This window comes from Acidimicrobiales bacterium, from assembly GCA_035536915.1.
In the GTDB taxonomy this organism is placed as follows: Bacteria; Actinomycetota; Acidimicrobiia; order Acidimicrobiales; family JAHWLA01; genus JAHWLA01.
In genome coordinates this window covers 88,615-106,829 of the sequence record DATLNE010000031.1, presented here as the reverse complement: position 1 = coordinate 106,829, position 18,215 = coordinate 88,615, and the positions used below count along the sequence as shown (strand labels likewise).

Annotated in this window: 19 protein-coding genes; 4 read left to right on the top strand and 15 right to left on the bottom strand. The window is 71.5% G+C overall.

Annotated elements, in window-relative coordinates:
- A complete protein-coding gene (locus VM938_08035; GenBank protein ID HVF74983.1) occupies nt 1-147 on the bottom strand; it encodes a hypothetical protein in 147 nt (48 codons plus the stop codon).
- 20 nt (nt 148-167) lie between these two features.
- Nucleotides 168-1,310 (bottom strand): helix-turn-helix domain-containing protein, encoded by a 1,143-nt coding sequence (locus tag VM938_08030; protein HVF74982.1) that lies wholly within the window; start codon nt 1,308-1,310, stop codon nt 168-170.
- A gap of 67 nt (nt 1,311-1,377) precedes the next feature.
- On the opposite strand from VM938_08030, the gene VM938_08025 reads away from it, so the two are divergent.
- Nucleotides 1,378-1,626 (top strand): DUF2277 domain-containing protein, encoded by a 249-nt coding sequence (locus VM938_08025; GenBank protein ID HVF74981.1) that lies wholly within the window; start codon nt 1,378-1,380, stop codon nt 1,624-1,626.
- 5 nt (nt 1,627-1,631) lie between these two features.
- On the opposite strand, the gene VM938_08020 is transcribed toward VM938_08025, so the two are convergent.
- The 3 genes from VM938_08020 to VM938_08010 all read right to left on the bottom strand — a co-directional run bounded on the left by VM938_08020 (nt 1,632) and on the right by VM938_08010 (nt 4,401).
- The gene (locus VM938_08020; protein HVF74980.1) at nt 1,632-2,147 is read right to left on the bottom strand and encodes a hypothetical protein; all 516 of its coding nucleotides are present in this window, start codon (nt 2,145-2,147) and stop codon (nt 1,632-1,634) included.
- Nucleotides 2,148-2,302: 155 nt separating this feature from the next.
- Entirely contained in the window at nt 2,303-3,475 is a 1,173-nt protein-coding gene (locus tag VM938_08015) for a zinc-dependent alcohol dehydrogenase (protein HVF74979.1), read from the bottom strand.
- A complete protein-coding gene (locus tag VM938_08010; protein HVF74978.1) occupies nt 3,472-4,401 on the bottom strand; it encodes an SRPBCC family protein in 930 nt (309 codons plus the stop codon). Before VM938_08010 ends, VM938_08015 begins: the two co-directional genes overlap by 4 nt.
- An 88-nt stretch (nt 4,402-4,489) precedes the next feature.
- On the opposite strand from VM938_08010, the gene VM938_08005 reads away from it, so the two are divergent.
- Nucleotides 4,490-4,930 (top strand): GAF domain-containing protein, encoded by a 441-nt coding sequence (locus VM938_08005; GenBank protein HVF74977.1) that lies wholly within the window; start codon nt 4,490-4,492, stop codon nt 4,928-4,930.
- A 14-nt stretch (nt 4,931-4,944) separates the two neighbouring features.
- Here the strand turns inward: VM938_08005 and VM938_08000 are convergent, their stop codons facing one another.
- Complete coding sequence (locus VM938_08000) at nt 4,945-6,102, bottom strand: acyl-CoA dehydrogenase family protein (GenBank protein HVF74976.1); 1,158 nt, start codon at nt 6,100-6,102, stop codon at nt 4,945-4,947.
- A 20-nt stretch (nt 6,103-6,122) separates the two neighbouring features.
- Between VM938_08000 and VM938_07995 the strand changes: the two genes are divergently transcribed.
- A complete protein-coding gene (locus tag VM938_07995) occupies nt 6,123-7,997 on the top strand; it encodes a cyclic nucleotide-binding domain-containing protein (protein ID HVF74975.1) in 1,875 nt (624 codons plus the stop codon).
- Between the two features lie 195 nt (nt 7,998-8,192).
- Here the strand turns inward: VM938_07995 and VM938_07990 are convergent, their stop codons facing one another.
- Genes VM938_07990 through VM938_07975 form a run of 4 tightly spaced genes read right to left on the bottom strand, consistent with a single transcriptional unit; the run spans nt 8,193 to nt 12,531 of the window.
- Nucleotides 8,193-9,227: a lanthionine synthetase LanC family protein gene (locus VM938_07990; protein HVF74974.1), complete on the bottom strand. Its 1,035-nt coding sequence runs from the start codon at nt 9,225-9,227 to the stop codon at nt 8,193-8,195.
- 19 nt (nt 9,228-9,246) lie between these two features.
- Entirely contained in the window at nt 9,247-9,414 is a 168-nt protein-coding gene (locus VM938_07985; protein HVF74973.1) for a hypothetical protein, read from the bottom strand.
- Entirely contained in the window at nt 9,399-9,542 is a 144-nt protein-coding gene (locus VM938_07980; GenBank protein ID HVF74972.1) for a hypothetical protein, read from the bottom strand. Before VM938_07980 ends, VM938_07985 begins: the two co-directional genes overlap by 16 nt.
- Nucleotides 9,543-9,546: 4 nt before the next feature.
- On the bottom strand, nt 9,547-12,531 hold the full coding sequence (locus VM938_07975; protein HVF74971.1) for a lantibiotic dehydratase: 2,985 nt from the start codon (nt 12,529-12,531) through the stop codon (nt 9,547-9,549).
- Nucleotides 12,532-12,820: 289 nt separating this feature from the next.
- Between VM938_07975 and VM938_07970 the strand changes: the two genes are divergently transcribed.
- Complete coding sequence (locus VM938_07970) at nt 12,821-13,378, top strand: dihydrofolate reductase family protein (protein ID HVF74970.1); 558 nt, start codon at nt 12,821-12,823, stop codon at nt 13,376-13,378.
- A gap of 147 nt (nt 13,379-13,525) precedes the next feature.
- On the opposite strand, the gene VM938_07965 is transcribed toward VM938_07970, so the two are convergent.
- Genes VM938_07965 through VM938_07945 form a run of 5 tightly spaced genes read right to left on the bottom strand, consistent with a single transcriptional unit; the run spans nt 13,526 to nt 18,159 of the window.
- The gene (locus tag VM938_07965) at nt 13,526-14,137 is read right to left on the bottom strand and encodes a hypothetical protein (GenBank protein ID HVF74969.1); all 612 of its coding nucleotides are present in this window, start codon (nt 14,135-14,137) and stop codon (nt 13,526-13,528) included.
- Nucleotides 14,137-15,921, bottom strand: a complete 1,785-nt coding sequence (locus VM938_07960; GenBank protein ID HVF74968.1) for a hypothetical protein — start codon at nt 15,919-15,921, stop codon at nt 14,137-14,139. The genes VM938_07965 and VM938_07960 overlap by 1 nt, the downstream gene beginning before the upstream one ends.
- Nucleotides 15,918-16,790 (bottom strand): ATP-binding cassette domain-containing protein, encoded by an 873-nt coding sequence (locus VM938_07955; protein ID HVF74967.1) that lies wholly within the window; start codon nt 16,788-16,790, stop codon nt 15,918-15,920. Before VM938_07955 ends, VM938_07960 begins: the two co-directional genes overlap by 4 nt.
- Entirely contained in the window at nt 16,787-17,632 is an 846-nt protein-coding gene (locus VM938_07950; protein ID HVF74966.1) for a hypothetical protein, read from the bottom strand. The genes VM938_07955 and VM938_07950 overlap by 4 nt, the downstream gene beginning before the upstream one ends.
- Nucleotides 17,629-18,159, bottom strand: a complete 531-nt coding sequence (locus VM938_07945; GenBank protein ID HVF74965.1) for an RNA polymerase sigma factor — start codon at nt 18,157-18,159, stop codon at nt 17,629-17,631. The genes VM938_07950 and VM938_07945 overlap by 4 nt, the downstream gene beginning before the upstream one ends.
- Nucleotides 18,160-18,215: the final 56 nt, after the last annotated feature.

The window sequence follows — 18,215 nt, the reverse complement described above, 5'->3', positions numbered from 1 at the left end:
TCAAACCGTGGCGGCGGCCAGCCGTCCACTCACGAGGGGCACCCGGGCGGTCAGCGGTCGCTCCAACGTGTAAGGCCGCACCCCGTAGGACGGGCCACTCGTCGTCGTCGGGTGGCCGATGACGACGAGGCCGCAGCAGGCGACCATCGCCAAACTCTCGGCCCATGTCATCGAGGTAGAGCCCGGCCACGTTGTAGCCAATTTCCGCCGGGGGCGAGCGGGCCACATGCAACGTCGTGTGGAAGGCGCCGGGTTCCTTCCGCTCCACGAGCCGAGGCGACAGATGGACCCTCGGTTGTGTCATCGATGCGAGTTCTGCACGTCGAGCGGCGTGGGCCGCGCATGAAGTCGCCGCGGTTGCGGCGACGGGTGTTGTAGCGGTGGACCCAGCCCTGGAGCTGGCCGTCGAGCTGGGCCGCAGTGTCGAAGCGCTGCCGGTGGAACGCAGGCCGGTAGAACTCCTCGAGCACCGTGCCCTGGAATCGCTCGCACACTGCGTTGTGGTTGAGCGAACGGGGCGGGATGCGGTGGTGGTCGAGGCCACGGTCGGCCATGGCGTGGCGGAAGGCGAGACCGAAGAACTCCGGCCCGTTGTCGCTGAGGACGCGGTGCAGTTCGACGCCGACGGCCGCCAGGCGCTCCACGACGTGGTCGACGAAGGCGACGGCGCGCTCGGCGGTCTTATCACCCACGAAGAGATGCACGACGGCCCAGCGCGTGGCGGTGTCGACGGCGGTGAGCTGCCACACCTGGCCTACGCCCTTCAGGCGCCCCACGTAGAAGGTGTCGAGGGCCACGGGGTCGCCCGGGCGGGCAGCGAAAGGGCAGAAGCCGAACGGCCCCGAGCGGGCGTCGTCGGTCATTAGGCCGCTGTCCGCCGCGGTGATCTGGGCCAGCGCCCGCACCCGCTGGGCCCGGCGCCCCAGGCAGTGGCGCACGAGCAGCTTCTGCACGCCCGAGGCCGACAGCACGATGCCGCGCTCGGCCAGGTGCTCGACGAGGCGACCCGCGCCGAGCGTCGGCCGCGCCACCGCCTCGGCCAGCACCGCCTCCACGACGTCGGGCGGCGTGGCGTTGGGCATCACGGGCGGGCGGCGGTCCTTGGGCATCAGCCCGGCGAGGCCGTAGCGGCGGGCACGGCCTGCCCAGCGGTAGTAGGTCGTGCGGCTGATGCCGTGGTCGCGGCAGACCTCGGCCACGGGCTTGTGGCCCGCCTGGTGCAGGACGACAAGGCGTCGATGGTGGATGATCTGTTCCGGCGTCACGGCGGTGGGCTCCTCTGTCTCTGTGGAAGGAAACAAAGGGTCCACCGCCGGGACCGCTCGATGGCGGACCTGCAACGTCAACCCGTGAAGTGGAAGGCCTAGCGTGGGCGCCATGTGCCGCAATATCACGACCCTTCGAGGGCTGGCGCCTGCGGCGACGGCCGAAGAGATCGAGGCCGCTGCTCGGCAGTATGTGCGCAAGGTAAGCGGCGTGCAAAGTGTCTCGCCTCGCACGGTCGAGCCATTCGAACGAGCCGTTCGCCAGGTGGCCGAGGCCACGACTGCGTTGCTGACGGAGCTCCCGCCCCGCCAGCAAGCACCCCGCACGGTGCCGCCCCTGCGACGGCGCCGTTCAGGCTGACATCGCTACGCCAGCGGCCAGCATGTCTCGACGTAGACCCCGACGCCATTGATTGTCTGCTCGCGGAATACGTACGCATAACCGGGTGGACAAGGGGGATCTTTCGTGAACACCGCCCCGACGACGAACCGCCTGGCGCTTCCAGTCGTGCAGGAGCCTGCATCAGTCGGATCCTCGACGACCGTCATGACTCCCGTCACGCGGCCGGTCAGCACGACGACTGCCCCCATGCTCGTGAGCGCGAACCGCTGCCCGAAGTTCGAGATGCCACTGCCTGTGAAGTGACCGCAGGCCCCTGTCAGCGTGCCGGAGGCTGCAAACCCGAGACCGAGGGCACACGTGCCAGCGGTGAAAGTGATTGAGAACGTGGTGGTGACTTGCGTGGGTAGCTCGCCAAGCCCAGATCCCGTGGACATGTTTCCGGTGCCGGTGCACACGTCCTCCTGGGCCGACGCGGGCTGCACTCCAAGGCTGGCGAGTGCAATCAGGATTGGCAATACCAGTACGGCTGGACGCTTCATCTACGGTTTCCCTTTCGATTAAGAAGCGGGCGCGAGCGCGCTCCGCTGGATGCACGAAAGGCCGAGATCCCCCCCCAAGGGAGCGCCGTTGCGTGGTGTGTGTACCTCTCGGTGTTGCGGTCACGAACGTAGTCGCGTGGCGCCGCTGCCGCGGCTCAAGCGCTGAGCACGACCTTGACGCAGTCCTCCTGCTTCTTCTTGAAGATCTGGTAGCCGTGCGCCGCCTCCGCCAGCGGGAGGCGGTGGGTGATCACGAAGGTGGGGTCGATCTCGCCCTTCTCGATGCGCTCCAGCAGCGGCCGCATGTAGCGGTGCACGTGGCACTGGCCGGCCTTGATGGTGAGTCCCCTGTTCACCACCGCACCCATCGGGAACTTGTCGACCATCCCGCCGTAGACCCCGATGACCGACACGATGCCGCCGTTGCGGCAACAGGTGATGGCCTGGCGCAAAGCGTGGGCCCGCTCCGTCTCCATGCGGGCCGCCTGCTTCACCCGGTCGTAGGCATGGATGGGGGCGAAGCCGTGGTGGGCTTCGAGGCCCACGGCGTCGATGCAGGCGTCGGGGCCGCGGCCGCCGGTCATGTCCTTCAGCGCCTCGTTGACGTCGACCTGGTCGTAGTTGATCGTCTCGGCTCCGGCCTTCTCACGCGCCATTTCGAGGCGGTAGTCGAAACGGTCGATGGCGATGACCTGCGACGCCCCCAGCAGGTGGGCCGAGACCATGGCGAAGAGGCCCACAGGCCCCGCGCCCCACACGGCGATGACGTCGCCGGGCTTGATGTCGCAGAACTCGGCGCCCATGTAGCCCGTGGGGAGGATGTCGGAGAGGAACAGCACCTGCTCGTCGGTGAGGTCGCTCTCGATCTTCAGAGGCCCCACGTCGGCGAACGGCACCCGCACGTACTCGGCCTGGCCGCCTGCGTAGCCGCCGGTGAGGTGCGAGTAGCCGAAGATGCCCGCCGAGGGATGCCCGAACAGCTTCTCGGCCATGCCCGCGTTGGGGTTGGAGTTCTCACACGCGGCGTACAGCCCCTTCTCGCACATGAGGCAGGCGCCGCAGGCGATGGGGAACGGCACCACCACCCGGTCGCCCTCGCGCAGGTTGTCGACGCCGGAACCCACCTCGACCACCTCGCCCATGAACTCGTGGCCGAGGATGTCGCCCTTCTCCATGGTCGGCACGTAACCGTCGTAGAGGTGGAGGTCGGAGCCGCAGATGGCCGTGGACGTGACACGCACGACGGCGTCACGGCGGTTGAGGATCTTGGGGTCGTCGACCTCACGCACCTCGACGCGGTTGATCCCCATCCAGCAGTTCGCCTTCATCGGGCCTCCCCTGGCTGGGCGTCGCGCTGGCGCACCTGGTTGAGGGTCTTGGTGCCGTCGCGGCTGGCGTCCGACACCACGATCTCGCCCGTCTCCATGATCTGCTTGAAGCGCCGGAGGTCGTCGGCGATCTGCTGGTCGGGGTGCTCGCCGAAGAGCTTGGCCGCCACCGCGCCGAGCGGCCCGCCGGGCGGCTCGAAAGCCAGTTCCACCAGCACCTCGGTGCCGCGCCCGCCTGGGGCGTCGCGGAAGCCGACCACGCCGCGGTTGTCGACGTCGGAGCCGGGCAGCGCCCGCCAGGCGATGTGCTGCTCGGGGATGTCCTCCACGATCTCGGCGTCCCACTCGACGGTGCGGCCGAAGGGCGCCTTGGCCTTCCAGTGCGACCGCCCGTCGGCGTGTTCGTCGACCGCCTCGAGGTGGTGCATGAACTGCGGCAGGTTCTCGAACTGCCGCCAGAACTTGTAGACCTCGGCCCGGGGCCGGTTCACGGTCACCGCGCTACGGGCCCGTGTGGTAGCCGTCGCCCCTTCCGCCTTGGCAGCACGATTGCGCTGGAGCCCGGCCACGATGTCGAGGGCGGTGATGCCCACCACGGCAGCCGTCGCCGGCGTCAGGCGACGAGGGGATGTGCCTGCGCCCCGCAGCGCCCGGCCCAGCAGGGCCAGGTCCATGGCATCACCCGCCACCCGAGCCCACAGCCAGGCGCCCTGCTTGGGCTTGCTCAGAAGCCCGGCGGCGGCGCCGAGCTCACGGACGCCCACCAACCGCACCAGCGAGGCGCTCGCCGTCCCGGGGTGCACCCCGGCCAGCCGCAGGACCTTTTTGGGCGTGACGAGCTGGGGGACGGCCAGCGCCAGGCTCGCCCACCCGAGCACGCGGGCCATGCCCTCGCCTTGTTCGTCTGGTTGCGTCGTCGCCGTCATCGGCGCCACCGTGCCCGGCCGGCAGGGCCGACAAACGTCCGCTCCACCCGGGCAGAACAAACGGTTGCGCGAGTGCAAGACTGGACGAATGTCGGTCGACCTGACGGCACTGCTCACCTCGGTCACCGAGGTCGCCCGCACCGCCTTCGGCGCGACCACGTCGTCGCTCGTGGTCCTCGTCGGCGACGAACTCGTGTTCCGCGGCGTGTCGGGTGTCGGTGCCGACGTGCTGATCGGCACCCGCATGCCGCGAGAGGAAGGGATCCTCGGACGGGCCGCAGCCACCCGCCAGACGTTGGTGGTGACCGGCGCGGTACGCGAGCCCGGCTACAGCCACGGGACGGCGGCGCGGGCCGGCTACAGTCCCGACGTGATCCTGGCTGCGCCGATCGTGCACGAAGGCGAGGTGCTCGGCACCCTGGCTGTGCTCGACCCCACGCGTACCGCGACCGACCACCAACGCGGCGTCGACCTGCTCGAACGGCTGGCCGACCACGCCGCGCTCGTCCTCGCCGCCTTCGACGGCTGACCGCAATGCGCGGGCTACACGAACAGGGCCTCGGGCTCCAACCCGAGCAGGGCACGGCCGAAGGCGGCGGTGTTCTTGCGCTGCAGCACGATGTGCTGGCACGCCGTGGTCACGTCGCGCAGGCATCGGTCGAAGATGCCCGGCTTGTAGACGGCGCCACCCCCCGCCAGTTCGTAGACGAGGCCGGCCACGTCCTTCGACGTGTGGGCAGCGTGGGTGACGGCCATGCGCAGGCGGCCTCGCAGCGCCAACGAGGGCTGCTCCCCTGTCGACACTGCGGCGTACACCTCGCCGGTCACCTGCCGCAGCCACGCCCGCGCCGCGCCCAAGCGGGCGTCGGCGTCGGCCACGGAGACCTGCACGAAGGGCTCGTCGCGCAGGTGGTTCATGGCGGGCATCTGCACCTTGGTGCCCGCCAAGGTGACGAACTCCTCCAAGGCCCGGCGGGCGATGCCGAGGGGCACGGCCCCCATCTTGGAGAGGAAGAAGTTCCCGACGGCGTACAGCGGCTCGCTGCGCTGCGACGTACCTCGCAGGTCGCAGGTGCGTTCCTGGGCCACGAACACGCCGTCGAGGGTGAAGTCGTTGCTGGCGGTGCCGGCCAGCCCGGTGGTGTGCCAGGTGTCGACGGTTGTCGACTCCGCCACGGGCACGAAGGCGATGCGCCACACGGGCATGCCGTCGTCGCCGAGCACGAAACCCCCGTCGGCCCCGGTGACGAGGAAGCCCGCTCCCACCACGTCGCAATGGGCCCGGCCGCTGCCGAAGGGCCACCGCCCGCTCACCCGGTAGCCGCCGTCGACGGCCACGCCCGTGCCGCCGGGCGCCAGCACGATGGCGCTCGGTCCCAACGGGTTGTCGGCCCACAGGCCGTCGGCCGCGTCGTCGGAGACCCACGCCGACCAGTAGCCGGTGTCGCAGCCGATCATCAGGCACCACCCGGTCGAGCCGTCGGAGAACGCCACCTCCTCGATCACGTCGATCTGGCCCACCGGGTCGAGCTCGGGGCCACCACGCGCTGCAGCCACGGCCATGCCGAACAGGCCGGCCTCGGTCATGGCCTGCACCACCTCGGCGGGCAGGCACCGCTGCTGCTCGGTCTGCTCGGCCGCCGCCCGAATGGTGGGCCCCAGGCCCCGAGCGGCTGCCAACAGGGGGTTCTCCGTCGCCATGGCGGAACGGTAACGCAGCCGTGAACGCGACGACGTGCCGGATCGTGCGCTTCGTGCCCGGACGGCGGCCCACCGACGAAGCCATGCACCCAGGGCTCGGTTCCAGCGACTGCGCAGCGTTGGTGACGGGCGCGGCCGACGGCTCGAACCAGGCCATCGTCCTCTTCGACGTGGCCGGGTTGGCGTCGGGCGACGACGTCGACGCCACCGTGGAAGTGGGCGGCAGGCCAGTGCCCGGCTGGCACCACCGGCCGCTCGCCGTCGACAGCGACGGACGCCATCGCCTCACGGTGGCGCCCGACGACGACATGGCCGGCGTCGACCTCGGCTTCTCAGTGGGCTTTCTGCAACAGGTGCATGTGCGAGTGCGCGTCGTCCGCGACGGCCACGAGGTGGCAGCCGACGCCACCGCGCTCGACCTGTGCGAGGTGAGCCGGCTGGGGCTGCTGTACGAACGCATCATCGAGCGGCTGCTGACCGCCGACACCGCCCGCCAAGCCGCCGCCGCGGGCGTGGACGACCCGGGCGTGGAGTACCACCCGTGGTTCCCCGTCCTGCGCATCGGGGGCGACAAGGCCGCGCTCTACACCCGCGCCCTCGTCGCCGACATCGTCGGCAAGCAGCGCCACCTCACCGACCCCGCCTGGTTGTTGCGGGTGGGCGTTTACCTCGAACTGCTCACGTGCCTCGGCGTGTTCGAAGCGGTGCGCGACGAAGCAGGCGACCTGCTCGACCCCGCCGAGCGCGCCGCCTTCGAGACGAACGAGGCGTACCGCGACATCCGAGGCCGCCTCGACCCCGACGCCTGGCGGCGCGTGTGGGCGTTGCGCACCATCGAGTTCCCCCGGATGGGCCGACCGCGCACGGGACCGGTGTCGGCCATGAACCTGCTCCAGAAGAAGCGGGCGACGTTGCAGTTCCTCCACGTGCACCACGACGACCTCAAGCACGCCATCGAACTGGCGGGGGCCAACCACCACAACGCCCAGGAGACCTGGCAACGGGTGTTCCGCGACGCCGAGCGGGCCGTGCTGCGCCAAACGGCGGCCGCCTTCCCCGAGCTCGGCTTCTTCCCCCGTTCGGTGCGCGAGCGGGTCCTGTGGCAGCGGTGGTCGGTCGCCGGCCACGAGGGGCTCTACGCCACCGCGTGCCACCAGTACCGGGCGTCGATGAACGCGGTGGCGGAGTGGGCCAAAGTCCGTGGCCTCATGGACCACGCGGGCGATGAGAGCGTGCCCGTGCAGGTGAGCCTGCTGGAGGCCCACATGCACCGCCCCGAGGGCGTTGCCGTCCTGCAGCGGCGCGACGGCTACAGCGAGCGCCTCGACGTGACGGAGCCCGTCGACCAGACGACGCCCACCACTGCGGAGATCGAGGCGCTGCTCACCGAGGTGGCCATCCTGCGCATGCTCTCCCCTGACGACTTGCGCGACCTGGCCGCCGCCGTGCGGCCCTTGTTGCTGGGCCCGACCGAGCGGTTTGTGGTGCAAGGCGACGCGGGCGACTCGCTGTTCGTCGTCGGCGACGGCGAGGTCGAGATCCTCCTGCGGCGCGACGACGGCGACGACGTGCTGGTGGAGACGATGGGGCGCGGCGCGGTGGTGGGCGAGATGTCGTTGCTGACCGGCGAACGGCGCAGCGCCACCGTGCGCGCCGTCGGCGGGGCACTGGTGCTGGAGATCGGCTTCCGCCAGTACCAGCCGCTTCTGCAGGCGCACCCGGAGTGGCTCGACGAGTTGGCGACGATCATGGAAGAGCGGCTGCAGCGGCGAGAGGTGCGACTAGCGGCGCACGACGCCGCCCGCACCGGTGGTCCTCTGCGCGAGCGCATCCGACGGCGGTTCTTCGGCAGCGAGGGACCGGCCGTCAGGTGGTCACCGTCGCCCGCCGTGTAGGTCAGCCCGCAGGCAGCGGCTCCAGCCGAGCGGTGAAATGGCGCAGCCACGGTGCCTGCTCCACAAATGCGGAAGCCCCGCAGCTTGTCGGCCTCCGTGTAGACCCGCCGAGGCCGGGCCAGGCGCACCACCTCGGCTCGACGGCTTTGATGCGGAACGGCTCGATAATCGTGCGGAACGCCATCGGCGCCGTGCCTACGAGGACGGCCTGAGGCTGCGGTACAGCGGCAGTGCCGCTGCGTCGGGGTAGGCGAGCTCGACGGCCAGGAGCGACGCACCGAGGGTCCCACCCCACAGGCTGTGCTCAGGGAACCGATCGCCGGCCGGTTCGACCGCAGCCCGCTCGGCAGCGCGGTGGGCCTGCGCCAACCACGCCCGCTCCCCGGTGGCCCGGTAGACGGCGAGGGCGGCGTAGGCATGGCCGCCGGCGCCGCAGCACAGGCTCGCTCCTCCGCCGCCGTGGGCGAGCGCGTAGGCGGCGGCTCGTTCGGCGGGTGCCACGAACGAGTCGTCACCGGTGACCTCGGCGGCCAAGGTCCACAGCTGTGCCCACCCGGCGCTGCCGTGGCACCACCCGGGCCATGCCTCGTCGGTGTCGGAGCGGCGGGGCCATCGTCCTTTGCCCACCTCGGCGGCCAACAGCCGGCCGAGCTCGTCGCGCACGTGCTCGTCGGGTTGCGCCCCCGTCGCCTGGCACCACCGCAACCGGGCGTGGACGATGCCCGCCCGCCCGTGGGCGGCGCCCAGCAACGGCAAGGTGGGTGCCGGCGCCAACCGAACCACCAGTCGTTCGCCTGCCGATCGAGCCGCGGGCGCGTGGAGCTGCTCCACGAGGAGGGCGAGCCCGAGGAGGAGCCCGGCGGCGCCGCCGACCACGTCGACGGACTGCTCGGGACAGCGCTCGGCGATGTCGACGAAGCGCTCGACGCCGCCGGCTCCGAGCAAGGCGGAAACGCACCACACGCCGGCCTCGCCGAAGTACAACGACGTCGTCAACGGGAACGCCCCGTCGGGGAAGACCGGGGGCGGGCCGACAAAGGCGTCGGGCTCGTGCACGGCCGACTGCGCTTCGGCCGCCCAGGCGAGGGCGGCCCGCCCTGCGTCGTCGTCGCCCGTCAGCGTGGCGCAGCGCCACAACGCGTAGGCCACGCCTGCCGCCCCGTGGCCGAACGAACGCAAAGGCGGGCGCCCCAACCCGGCGAGGTGCTGGTAGGGCTCGACTACCTCCACGCCGGCGACGCCGGGGCGTTCACCAGGTGCCGGCGTAACAGCCGCCGCCAGGCGTGGTGGCACCGCCGGCGACGTCGTCGCCCTCGTCCGGCGAGACCGTCAGGTCCTTGAGCGCATCAGGCACGAGGTCGCGGTCGAGGTCGCCGGTCCCCTCCGGCGAGTCGCCGCCCATCAAGCCGTCCCGCACTCGCAGTTTCTCCCGGGGGTGGCGGCGCCCCCGCGCACGTCGTCCTCGCCCGGCACCGTCAGGTCCTTCAATGCGTCGGGCACCAGGTCGAGATCGTCGGCCTCGTCGATGTTCCGGTCGTCGCTCATAGGGTCAGTATGAACCGGTTTTCGGCGGCGTGCTCGTGTTGCGGGCCATCCGGGCGAGCAGGGCATAGGTGACGTATTCGTGGAACCGGTTCTGCGAGCGGCACAGGCGATCGAGCCACATGTGCACGAACGATTCCGCCAGTTGCTCGACGGGCGCGCCGAGGGCGTGCAACTGGGCCGCCAACGGGGCGATGCGGCTCGATCGTTCCGCCACTACGGCGATGCCCGGGGCCAACGCATGCTCGCTGTCGGGCGTGGCGGCCAGCAGCAGGGTGACGGCGTTGCGTTCGGCTCGCGCTCGGGCGGACACAGCGGTGCGCAGTGCGGCGTCGGCTCTGAACTCGTGCTCGAACGCCTTCTCCATGCGACGGGCGAAACGGGTGCGGGCGGCAGCGTCGAGGCCGAAGTCGCGCAACAACATGTCGGTGCCGAACACACCGATCCGCCAACGGGCGTCGTGGCCAGGGGCGCCCGGCTCGAACAAGGCGAGCAGGTCGACGGCGGCGTCGGAGTCGGCGTGGAAGACCTGTTCGGCGATGGCGATGCCCTCGGGCCCGCCGTAGCGCTCGACCTCGCGCCGGTACGTCGCCACCTCGGCGTCGGAGGCCAGCCCTTCTTCGACGGCCCGAGTGGCGAGCGGTTCCAAGGACGCACCCCGTGCACGCACGCGCAGCTGGTTGTCATAGCGCACGAAGAACCAGCAGTCGGCCTGCCCCGATGTCATCAGGTCGCGCACGAACGGACGCACGTGGTCGCGCAGCAGGCGGTCGGCCGTGGCCGGACCGGTGTGCAGCTTCACGTAGCTCCATTCCGAGCCCGGCGGGAACACCCGGCGCACGGGTGCCGCAGGCCGCGACACGGGGGCCGGGACGACGGGCTGCGACTGCACCAAGGGGATCACCAGTTCCACGGCGCGATCGCCGTCGGCTGCCGTTGCCACCAACTCGTCGGGGCCGGGGAACAGCTCCTCGAAGGTGGCGGTGGCGCGGCGGCGTGCGGCGCGCACCAACACGTCGACGCTCAGCGCGTTGTCGAGGTCGAAGGGCAACACGTTGTCGCCCTCGATCAGGCAGGCCCAGCGAGGAAGTCGCCGCTCGGCCCGCCACGCCTGCACCGCCTCCCACCCGTCGAGCGCCTGCAACTCGCCGCCGGTGGCCGACCACCGCGCTCGGGCCAGGACGACCTGGCCCCACCTGACCCTGGGCGTGAACGGCGCGCCCCCGAAGGGCTGCCACGACCAGTTGGTCCACTCGGCCACGCCGTCGGCCTGGAGCGCGGCGAGGAACCGGTAGACGCCGGGCGACCGGCGATGGACGTTGTGGGCATTGGTGAGCCGCGGCACGACCCGGCAGTCGAGCGAGCGCGAGCGCAGCACGAAGCGGCCGCCGCGCAAGGACAGCAGCAAGTCGGCAGCGGCCAGGCGACGTTCGGGCGGCGCGCCGGAACGACCGAGCCACTCGACCTCGTAGGCACGCAGCACGGGCCGAGCCGACACGTTGAGCATGCGCCCCGACGGCAGGTGCACGATCTCGGCGAACACGGCGTCGGGGTCGAGCGCTTCTTCGTCGGCCACATGGGCGCGCACGTGCGCTTCGAGCGCGGGATCGGCGTGGCAGAAGCGGCCGAGCAGGCGCGCACCCGACGGGCCGACCGCAGCATGCAGCACGTACTGCACGCCGCCGTCGACGCGGGCGGGCACGACGACTGCGGCCAGTGCGGCGGGCAGCGGGAGGGCGTCGGGGCGGGCCATGGCCTCGACGTCGTCAGGGCCGAGCGTCACCTCCAAGGCGCCGGTTGCCCAGGCGCGGTGCAACAGCGCCAACAAGGTTTCCTCACGAGCGCCGTAGGCGACCGACGGTTTCGGCGACGGCGGGAGACGGAGGTCGCGCAACAACGGCGCCGGGTCGGCATCGGCGCCGAAGCCGATGCCCGTCTCCTCGTCGAGGGCGTCGAGCAGCGGCACCTCGGCTTCTTCGTACCGTTCGGCGAACGCCTCCTTGAAGCGGTCGAACGCAGTGGCGGCGGGTACCGGCGCGATGCGTCGCAACACCTCGACGGCGCGTGCGATCTCGTCGACGGCGGCACGAGGCAGCACCGCTTCGTCGGCGGGGGTGACGGTGTCGACTTGGATCGAGCGGGCGGAGACGCTGGGGTCGTCGGCCAGGCTCCGCACGGTGGCGGCCGTCTCGGCGTCGCCCAGTGCTTCGAGGTCGTCGGCCAGGGTGGCGGCCGGGTCGCCCCCGGTGACGCGCACCGCCAACTCGGCGACGACGACCTGCGCGTCGAGCAGTTGGTCGACGTAACGCGCCGCCCGGTCGCGTTCCACCCCGCCGCCGACGACCGCGTCGACCACGGCGTCGAGCGGTGCGCCGTGGCGGCAGGCATCCAGGGCGCGCCTGAGGTGGTCGGAGTCGGCCACCTCCACCAGGGTGAAGCTGCGTTCGTCGCCGTCGGGCCGCGTGCTCACGTACCGCCACCGACCGACGTCGGCATGGAGGCTGTCGTTGGGGCGCACGGTGATACGGGGGCGCAGGGCCTCGACCCGCGACCGCGCCAACGCGTCGAGGTAGTCGCCGTCGAGCCGGCGATGCTGCTGCCACGAGTCGGGCGCAGCCAACCGCACCGCCAGGCGGTCGCCCACCACTCCGACTCCGCATCCCGCGAATGCGCCGAAGGGCGTGCAGCGGGCGGCCATGCGCGCCAGGTACCGCACGAAGGCAGCGATCGTGCCGGGGTCGTCGGGCCGATGGCGAACGGCGTCCATGAGGTCGGGGGAGGCCAAGGCCACGGCGTCGGCGATCTCCGGCCGTTGGGCCAGTGCGGCCAAGCGCCCCCGCAGCAGGGCGCGGTCGCGCTCGAGGGCGGCAGCGAGATCGCCAGGAGCGGCCGTGGGTGCCTGTACGCCGTCGGCCCAGTCGACGAGGGTCGACAACGGCAGCGCCGGAGCGCGGAAGGCGAAGAAGCCGCTCGGCCGCAGCGCACTGCCCATCGGGCAATGATCGCTGAAATGCCGGCGGGCGGCGGCTACCGCGCCGAGGACGCCGCTCGGTGGAGCCACCTCACCGCTTCGAGTGCCACCGCGGTGGCGAGCGCGCCGGTGCTGTTGGCCAACAGGTCCCAGGGGCCGTCGGCGCTGGACAACGTCGAAGACGACGACGCCGATCCCTTCGAGGATCTTCTATTCATACCGTTCGTCAAAGATGCGGGGCCGAGCGAGCCGACTACTACCGTCGGACGACAAGCTCGTCGAGTGAGTCGGTGGAGACTGGGAGCATACGATGGCCAAGCTGATCTACGCGTCGAACATGTCGCTCGACGGCTGGACCGAAGACGCACGGGGTGCTTTCGACTGGGCGCCCCGCGACAACGAGGTGTTCGTGTCGATCACCGAAATCATGCGCTCGGCGGGCACGTACCTCTACGGGCGGCGCATGTACGAGACCATGGCCGTCTGGGAGACCGACCCGGCCCTGGCTGCGCAGTCCGACATGACGAGGGAGTTCGCCGACGCCTGGCAGGCCGCGGACAAAGTCGTCTACTCCACCACCCTGTCGACCGTACCCACCGCCAACAGCCGGTTGGAGCGCCACTTCGACGCCGGCGCGGTGCTCGACTTGAAGGCAGAGGCGGGCCGTGACCTCCTCGTGGGCGGCCCGAACCTGGCGGCCCAGGCGTTCAAGGCCGGGCTGGTCGACGAGTGCCACCTCTTCGTCTGGCCCGTCGTCCTCGGTGGGCGCAACCCGGCGCTCCAGGCCGACACGCGCGCCGACCTCGTCCTCCTCGACGAGCACCGATTCAGCAGCGGCGTCGTACGCCTCCGCTACCGCGCGCTGTAGGCGTCGTCCCCAGTGTGGGCGAAGGTGACAATCGCTACCGTGCCTCACCACCTTTCGCACGATGAGCATGGTCCGCCTCGACCTGACCGACGAGCACGAGCCGTTCCCGCACTTCGCGGTTGCGGCCACGCAACGGGCGTGACGCCCCTAGCGACGGGCGGGATCTCGTCCACTGCGCGTGACCACCACCACTCCGGCGGCAGCGAGAAGCCACCAACGACTGTGCAGCGGCCCGGAGCCGAACGTGGGAAACGAGCTCGGCCATCGCATGGCGAGCGCGGCAACTGCGACGGGGACGAGCAGCCCCACGCTCACGCCGGTGGCGCCGGATGTCCTCTCGCCGCGCCGAGCGGCAGCGAATGCCACCGCCAGGGCGATGGCCGCGGCGGCCGTGCCCTCGGGCACGCGATCGGCGAGGTCGGAGGGAAGGCCGGGGCCGGCAGCGACGACGCCGAGTCCGGCGCCGGTGACGAGCGCGGCGACGACAGCGGCGGCGAGCACCCGCACCGCGGCGCGAACGGGCGCGCTCACGGGCATGGCGATCAGCGAGTCGCGGCCCGCATCGTCGACGGCCCACGCCAGGCTGGCACCGGCTCCGAGCACGAGGGCCACGACGGCGGTTCCCACCTCGGTGCCGCCACGTCCGACCGTCACCACCGCAGGCAAGGCGGCCAGGGCGACGGTGGCGGCTGTGGAGCCGAGGTGCGCCGCCTTCGCAGTCGGCCACGCGGCGCGAGCCAGGACCGACACGCTCGGCATCAGCAGTGGCTCTCGGTTCGGCTGGTGATCCTCGAGGCCGGGCCGACCGTCGGGAGGCCGAGCGCAGCCAGCAAGTCGTCGGTCGTGGTCGTGGGCTGCGACCAGCGGGCGAACCCGGCATCGACGATCGCCGCGACCTCGGCCTCGGGGGCGCGCATCAGCGCCCGGGCCGCGGCAAGGTCCTGTGGCGCCCACACGACGGGACCGCACATCTCGGGCCAGGCCAGGCCCAGTTCGAACGCGTCCGATCCTGCGCCCCCGCGGAGGTTGTTGTCGGAGACGCCGGGTTGCTCGACCGTGGCAAGGCCGACGGCGTCGCCCGGGTCGAGGCCGCGGGCGGCGAGCCACAAGGCGACGACCCCCCGCGCTTCGCCGGCGATCACCAACGGCCCGTGGTCGAGGGCGTCGCTCCGTAAGCGAAGGCCAAGCGCGGCAAACGCCACGAGCAACCGGTACTCGAGAAGGGCGTTGTCGGCAGAGGCAAAGCCGATTTCAACCTCGCCCTCGCCGGGCGAAGGCACCCCGGCCGGGAGCAGACGGCGGACCTCGACGGGCAGGTCGCCTTCGGTGCCCCCGAAGCCCTGACGCAGCGTGATCGGCTGCGCCCGAGCGGGGAGCGCCCGGGCCACGGGAGCGACCGCCGCCACGATGCTCGCATGCAGCTCGTTGTAGTCGCGGTACGTGCAGACGTCGACGAGCGCACCGACCCGGTCGCACGCCTGATGCGACGCGGGCCGGGCGATGAGGTCGGCGACATGCCGAGCCGTCTCGGCGTCGGGGCCGGCCGTGCCGAACAAAGCGGCCACCATGGCCACCACGACGCCCACGGCGGCGGCGAGGCGAACCGGCCGGTCGAGTCGATAGCGCGCCATCGCCACCACGGCGACGAGCGCGACAAGCGCCACCAGCCACAGCAGGTACCACCAGGTGGGCGACAGGGAATGGAGCAGTGGCGAGCCGCTGTCGGGGCCGAAGGTCGACAACGCCGACGAGCCGTTCCACCCCGGATCGCCCGCCGTGGCCAGCTTGAGGGAGAGCAGGCCGACACCGACGACGGCGACGACCGGCGCCAGCCCGAACCGCACCCACAACCCCAGCGCGACGCCAAGGCCCACCGCGCCCGCCACGAGCACAGGCCCGGCCAGCAGGAGAGGCAGCGTGTTGATCGAGACGGGGCCGTGGAGGTTGGGGCTGCCCACCACGACAGCGACCCCGTAGACGACGAGGAAGCCGACGAAGATCGTGACCGGCACGATCGCAGTGCGCAGGAGTCCCATGGCGCGCACGACAGGCTCGGTCGGGCACGACTTGAACAGCTCGTCCGACCCGTCTCGCACAGGCCGCGTCACCGCCCGGTGTACGGCGAGGATGGTCATCCCGGCGACGGGGTGGGCGAACCACGGCGTCATGGCGGCCGCCTGATGCCAGACGTCGCCGTTTTCACCGGCGTAGACGACACCGAACATCACGAGGAAGATGGCGAGGAAACCGAGTGCGACGCCGAACCACGGGCTGACGGCGAGTTGGCGCGACTCGGCGCGGCCGAGGGCGGCCGCCACCTGCCATGAGCTACCGGGCGTGCAGAGCACCGGCGCGGCGACCACCGGCGGCGACCACGGCAGCTCGGCGACCGCCGACCGGCGGCCGGAGATGGCGGCGTACAAGAGGAGCGCCCCGATCGGTCCGACGGAGACGAGCGGGAGCACCAGTGAACCGGTGAGGACGCCGCCGACGACCGTCGTCGCCAACACGCCCGCCAGCACGGGAACGAGGCGTTGGGTCACGCCGCGCTTGCTTGCTCGATGGCGCTCCGGCCCGCCAACAGCAGGTAACCGTCTTCGACCGTGGGTTCGACGAGCTGCGCCCCTGCCGGTGGGTCGCCGATGTGGCGAACCTGTCCGTCGGCGGCGATCCACGCCAACTGTGCACCGGCGTCTCGATCTCGTGCGAGCCACACCCGCCCTTCGGCCATCGCTGCCAGTCCTGTCGGGGCACCGGCGTAGCGGATCTTTCCTTCGAGGAGCACGACCACTCGCTGGCAGAGGGCGGCGACATCGTCGGTCTGATGCGTCGACAGCAACACCGTGGCCCCCGCCGCTTGGGTCCCGAGCAGCTCCCGGAAGCGGAGTCGCTGCTCGGGGTCGAGCCCGGCGGTGGGCTCGTCCAGGACCAAGAGCTTCGGGCACCCGATGAACGACTGGGCGATTGCCAAGCGTCGGCGCATGCCTCCCGAAAGCTCGCGGATGCGCTTGTGCATGACCGCGTCGAGGCCGACGAGGGAGAGGACTCGACGCACCTCGTCGTGTCGGGCCTTGCGGTCGGCCCACTCCTTGAGGATGGCGACGTAGTCCACGAACTCGAAGGCGGTGAAGTGATCGTGGAACCCGGGTTCCTGCGGGAGGTACCCGAGCTGCCGCCGCAGCGCCAAGCGATCGTTCCCTGTCGACGGGTCGAGGCCGAACGCATCGACGGTCCCGCCGTCGGCGCGCAGGACGGTGGCGAGGATGCGCAGCAGCGTGGTCTTCCCGGCGCCGTTGGGGCCGAGCAGGCCGTTGACCCCAGGGGCGAAGGCGGCGTCGACGCCGTCGAGGGCGACGGTGGAGCCGAAGCGCTTGCGCAACCCGGTCACGGACACGCCGAGAGATGCGTTCACAGCCTTGCCTCCAAGGTCGAATAACGATCGGCCCGGGCGGCCAAGACGATGCCTGCCCCCACGGTGAGGGCGAGGGCGATCACCTGCCCGGCCGGGGTGAAGAACACTGTGTCGGCGAAGGGGCGGTCGAAGCCGTCGATGTAGCGGACGGCGCCCACCCCGAGCACCCAGGTGGCGGCAAGCGCGCCCACGGCCGCTTCGAGGCGAACCCACGTGCCGAGGGCAAGGCTGCCGAGGGCGACGGCGCAGGCCGGAAGGACCCATCCGAGCGGCGCCGACCCCAACGAGGGCACCGCAATTGCTCCGATGGCGAGGACGGTGAAGGCCAGGACGAGGACGGCCGTGGCCCGACGTAGCGCCAGGCCGGCACCGTGCATGGCGGTGGCCAGTCCGCTCTCGCCCGCGGGGTCGGCGGCGGCGGCAAAGGTGAGGACGACGCCGGCGAGCGGGGCGAGCGGGGCCAGCATGAGGAAGGGGCCTCCGGCGTCGAGGTGGCGGGCGGCCGTCACCGCGAGAGCAGTAAGCCCCACGACTGCCGTGAGGCCGGAGAGGCGAAGTCCGGGCGTCGCCGCCGCCAGCCGGGCCGGGCCGCTCTGGAAGCCGAGAAGCTGGAGGACCGCTTGCAGCAGGGGGACCCGCGGCCGGTCGATGCGATCGGCCACCGCGTCCCAGCTTGCTGCCGTCGACGCCGGCTCGGCGAGGCGCGCCACCTCGGCCCGGCAGCGATCGCAGGAGAGGAGGTGGACCTCGACCGATGCCGCGGTTGCGTCGTCGACGGCGGTTGGATCGTTGGCGAACCGGGCCAGTACCGCGGGGGTGGCGTGCCAGGTGGCGTTGGTCATGCGAGCGCTCCTCGAAGCTCGGCGCGGGCGCGCATCATGCGCGTCTTCACGGTTCCTTGGGGGATGCCCAGGAGGCGGGCGGCCTCGCGGGTCGACAGTCCGTCGAGGACCGTTGCCTGTACGACCACCCGTAGCTCGGGCGACAGGCGCAGCAGGGCTCCCCCGAGATCGCCGTGCTCCACGCCGTACAACACCTGCTCTTCGGCCGCTACGACGACCTCGTCGGACCGGGCGCCGAGCGGCCTGCGGGGCCGGGACCACCGTTGGCGGGTGCGCAACACGGCGACGAGGCGGCGGATGGCGATGCCCCACATCCAGGCCGCGGGCTCGCCTCGCCCGTCCCACCTCGACGCGCCTTTCCATATGGCGACGAAGGTGTCCTGCACGGCCTCGGCGATCACCTCATGATCGGCACAGCGGCGGGCGAGGCGCGAAGTCACCCAGGGGACGTGGCGGTCGTGCAGCTCCCGAAACGCGCCGCGGTCGTTGTCGGCGACCGCCAGCAGGAGTTCCGCGTCCGTCCTCATCACCCTCACTGTCGCGCCGGGCGGCCTCAGCGGTTCTCCCATGGGCGGAGAACCGT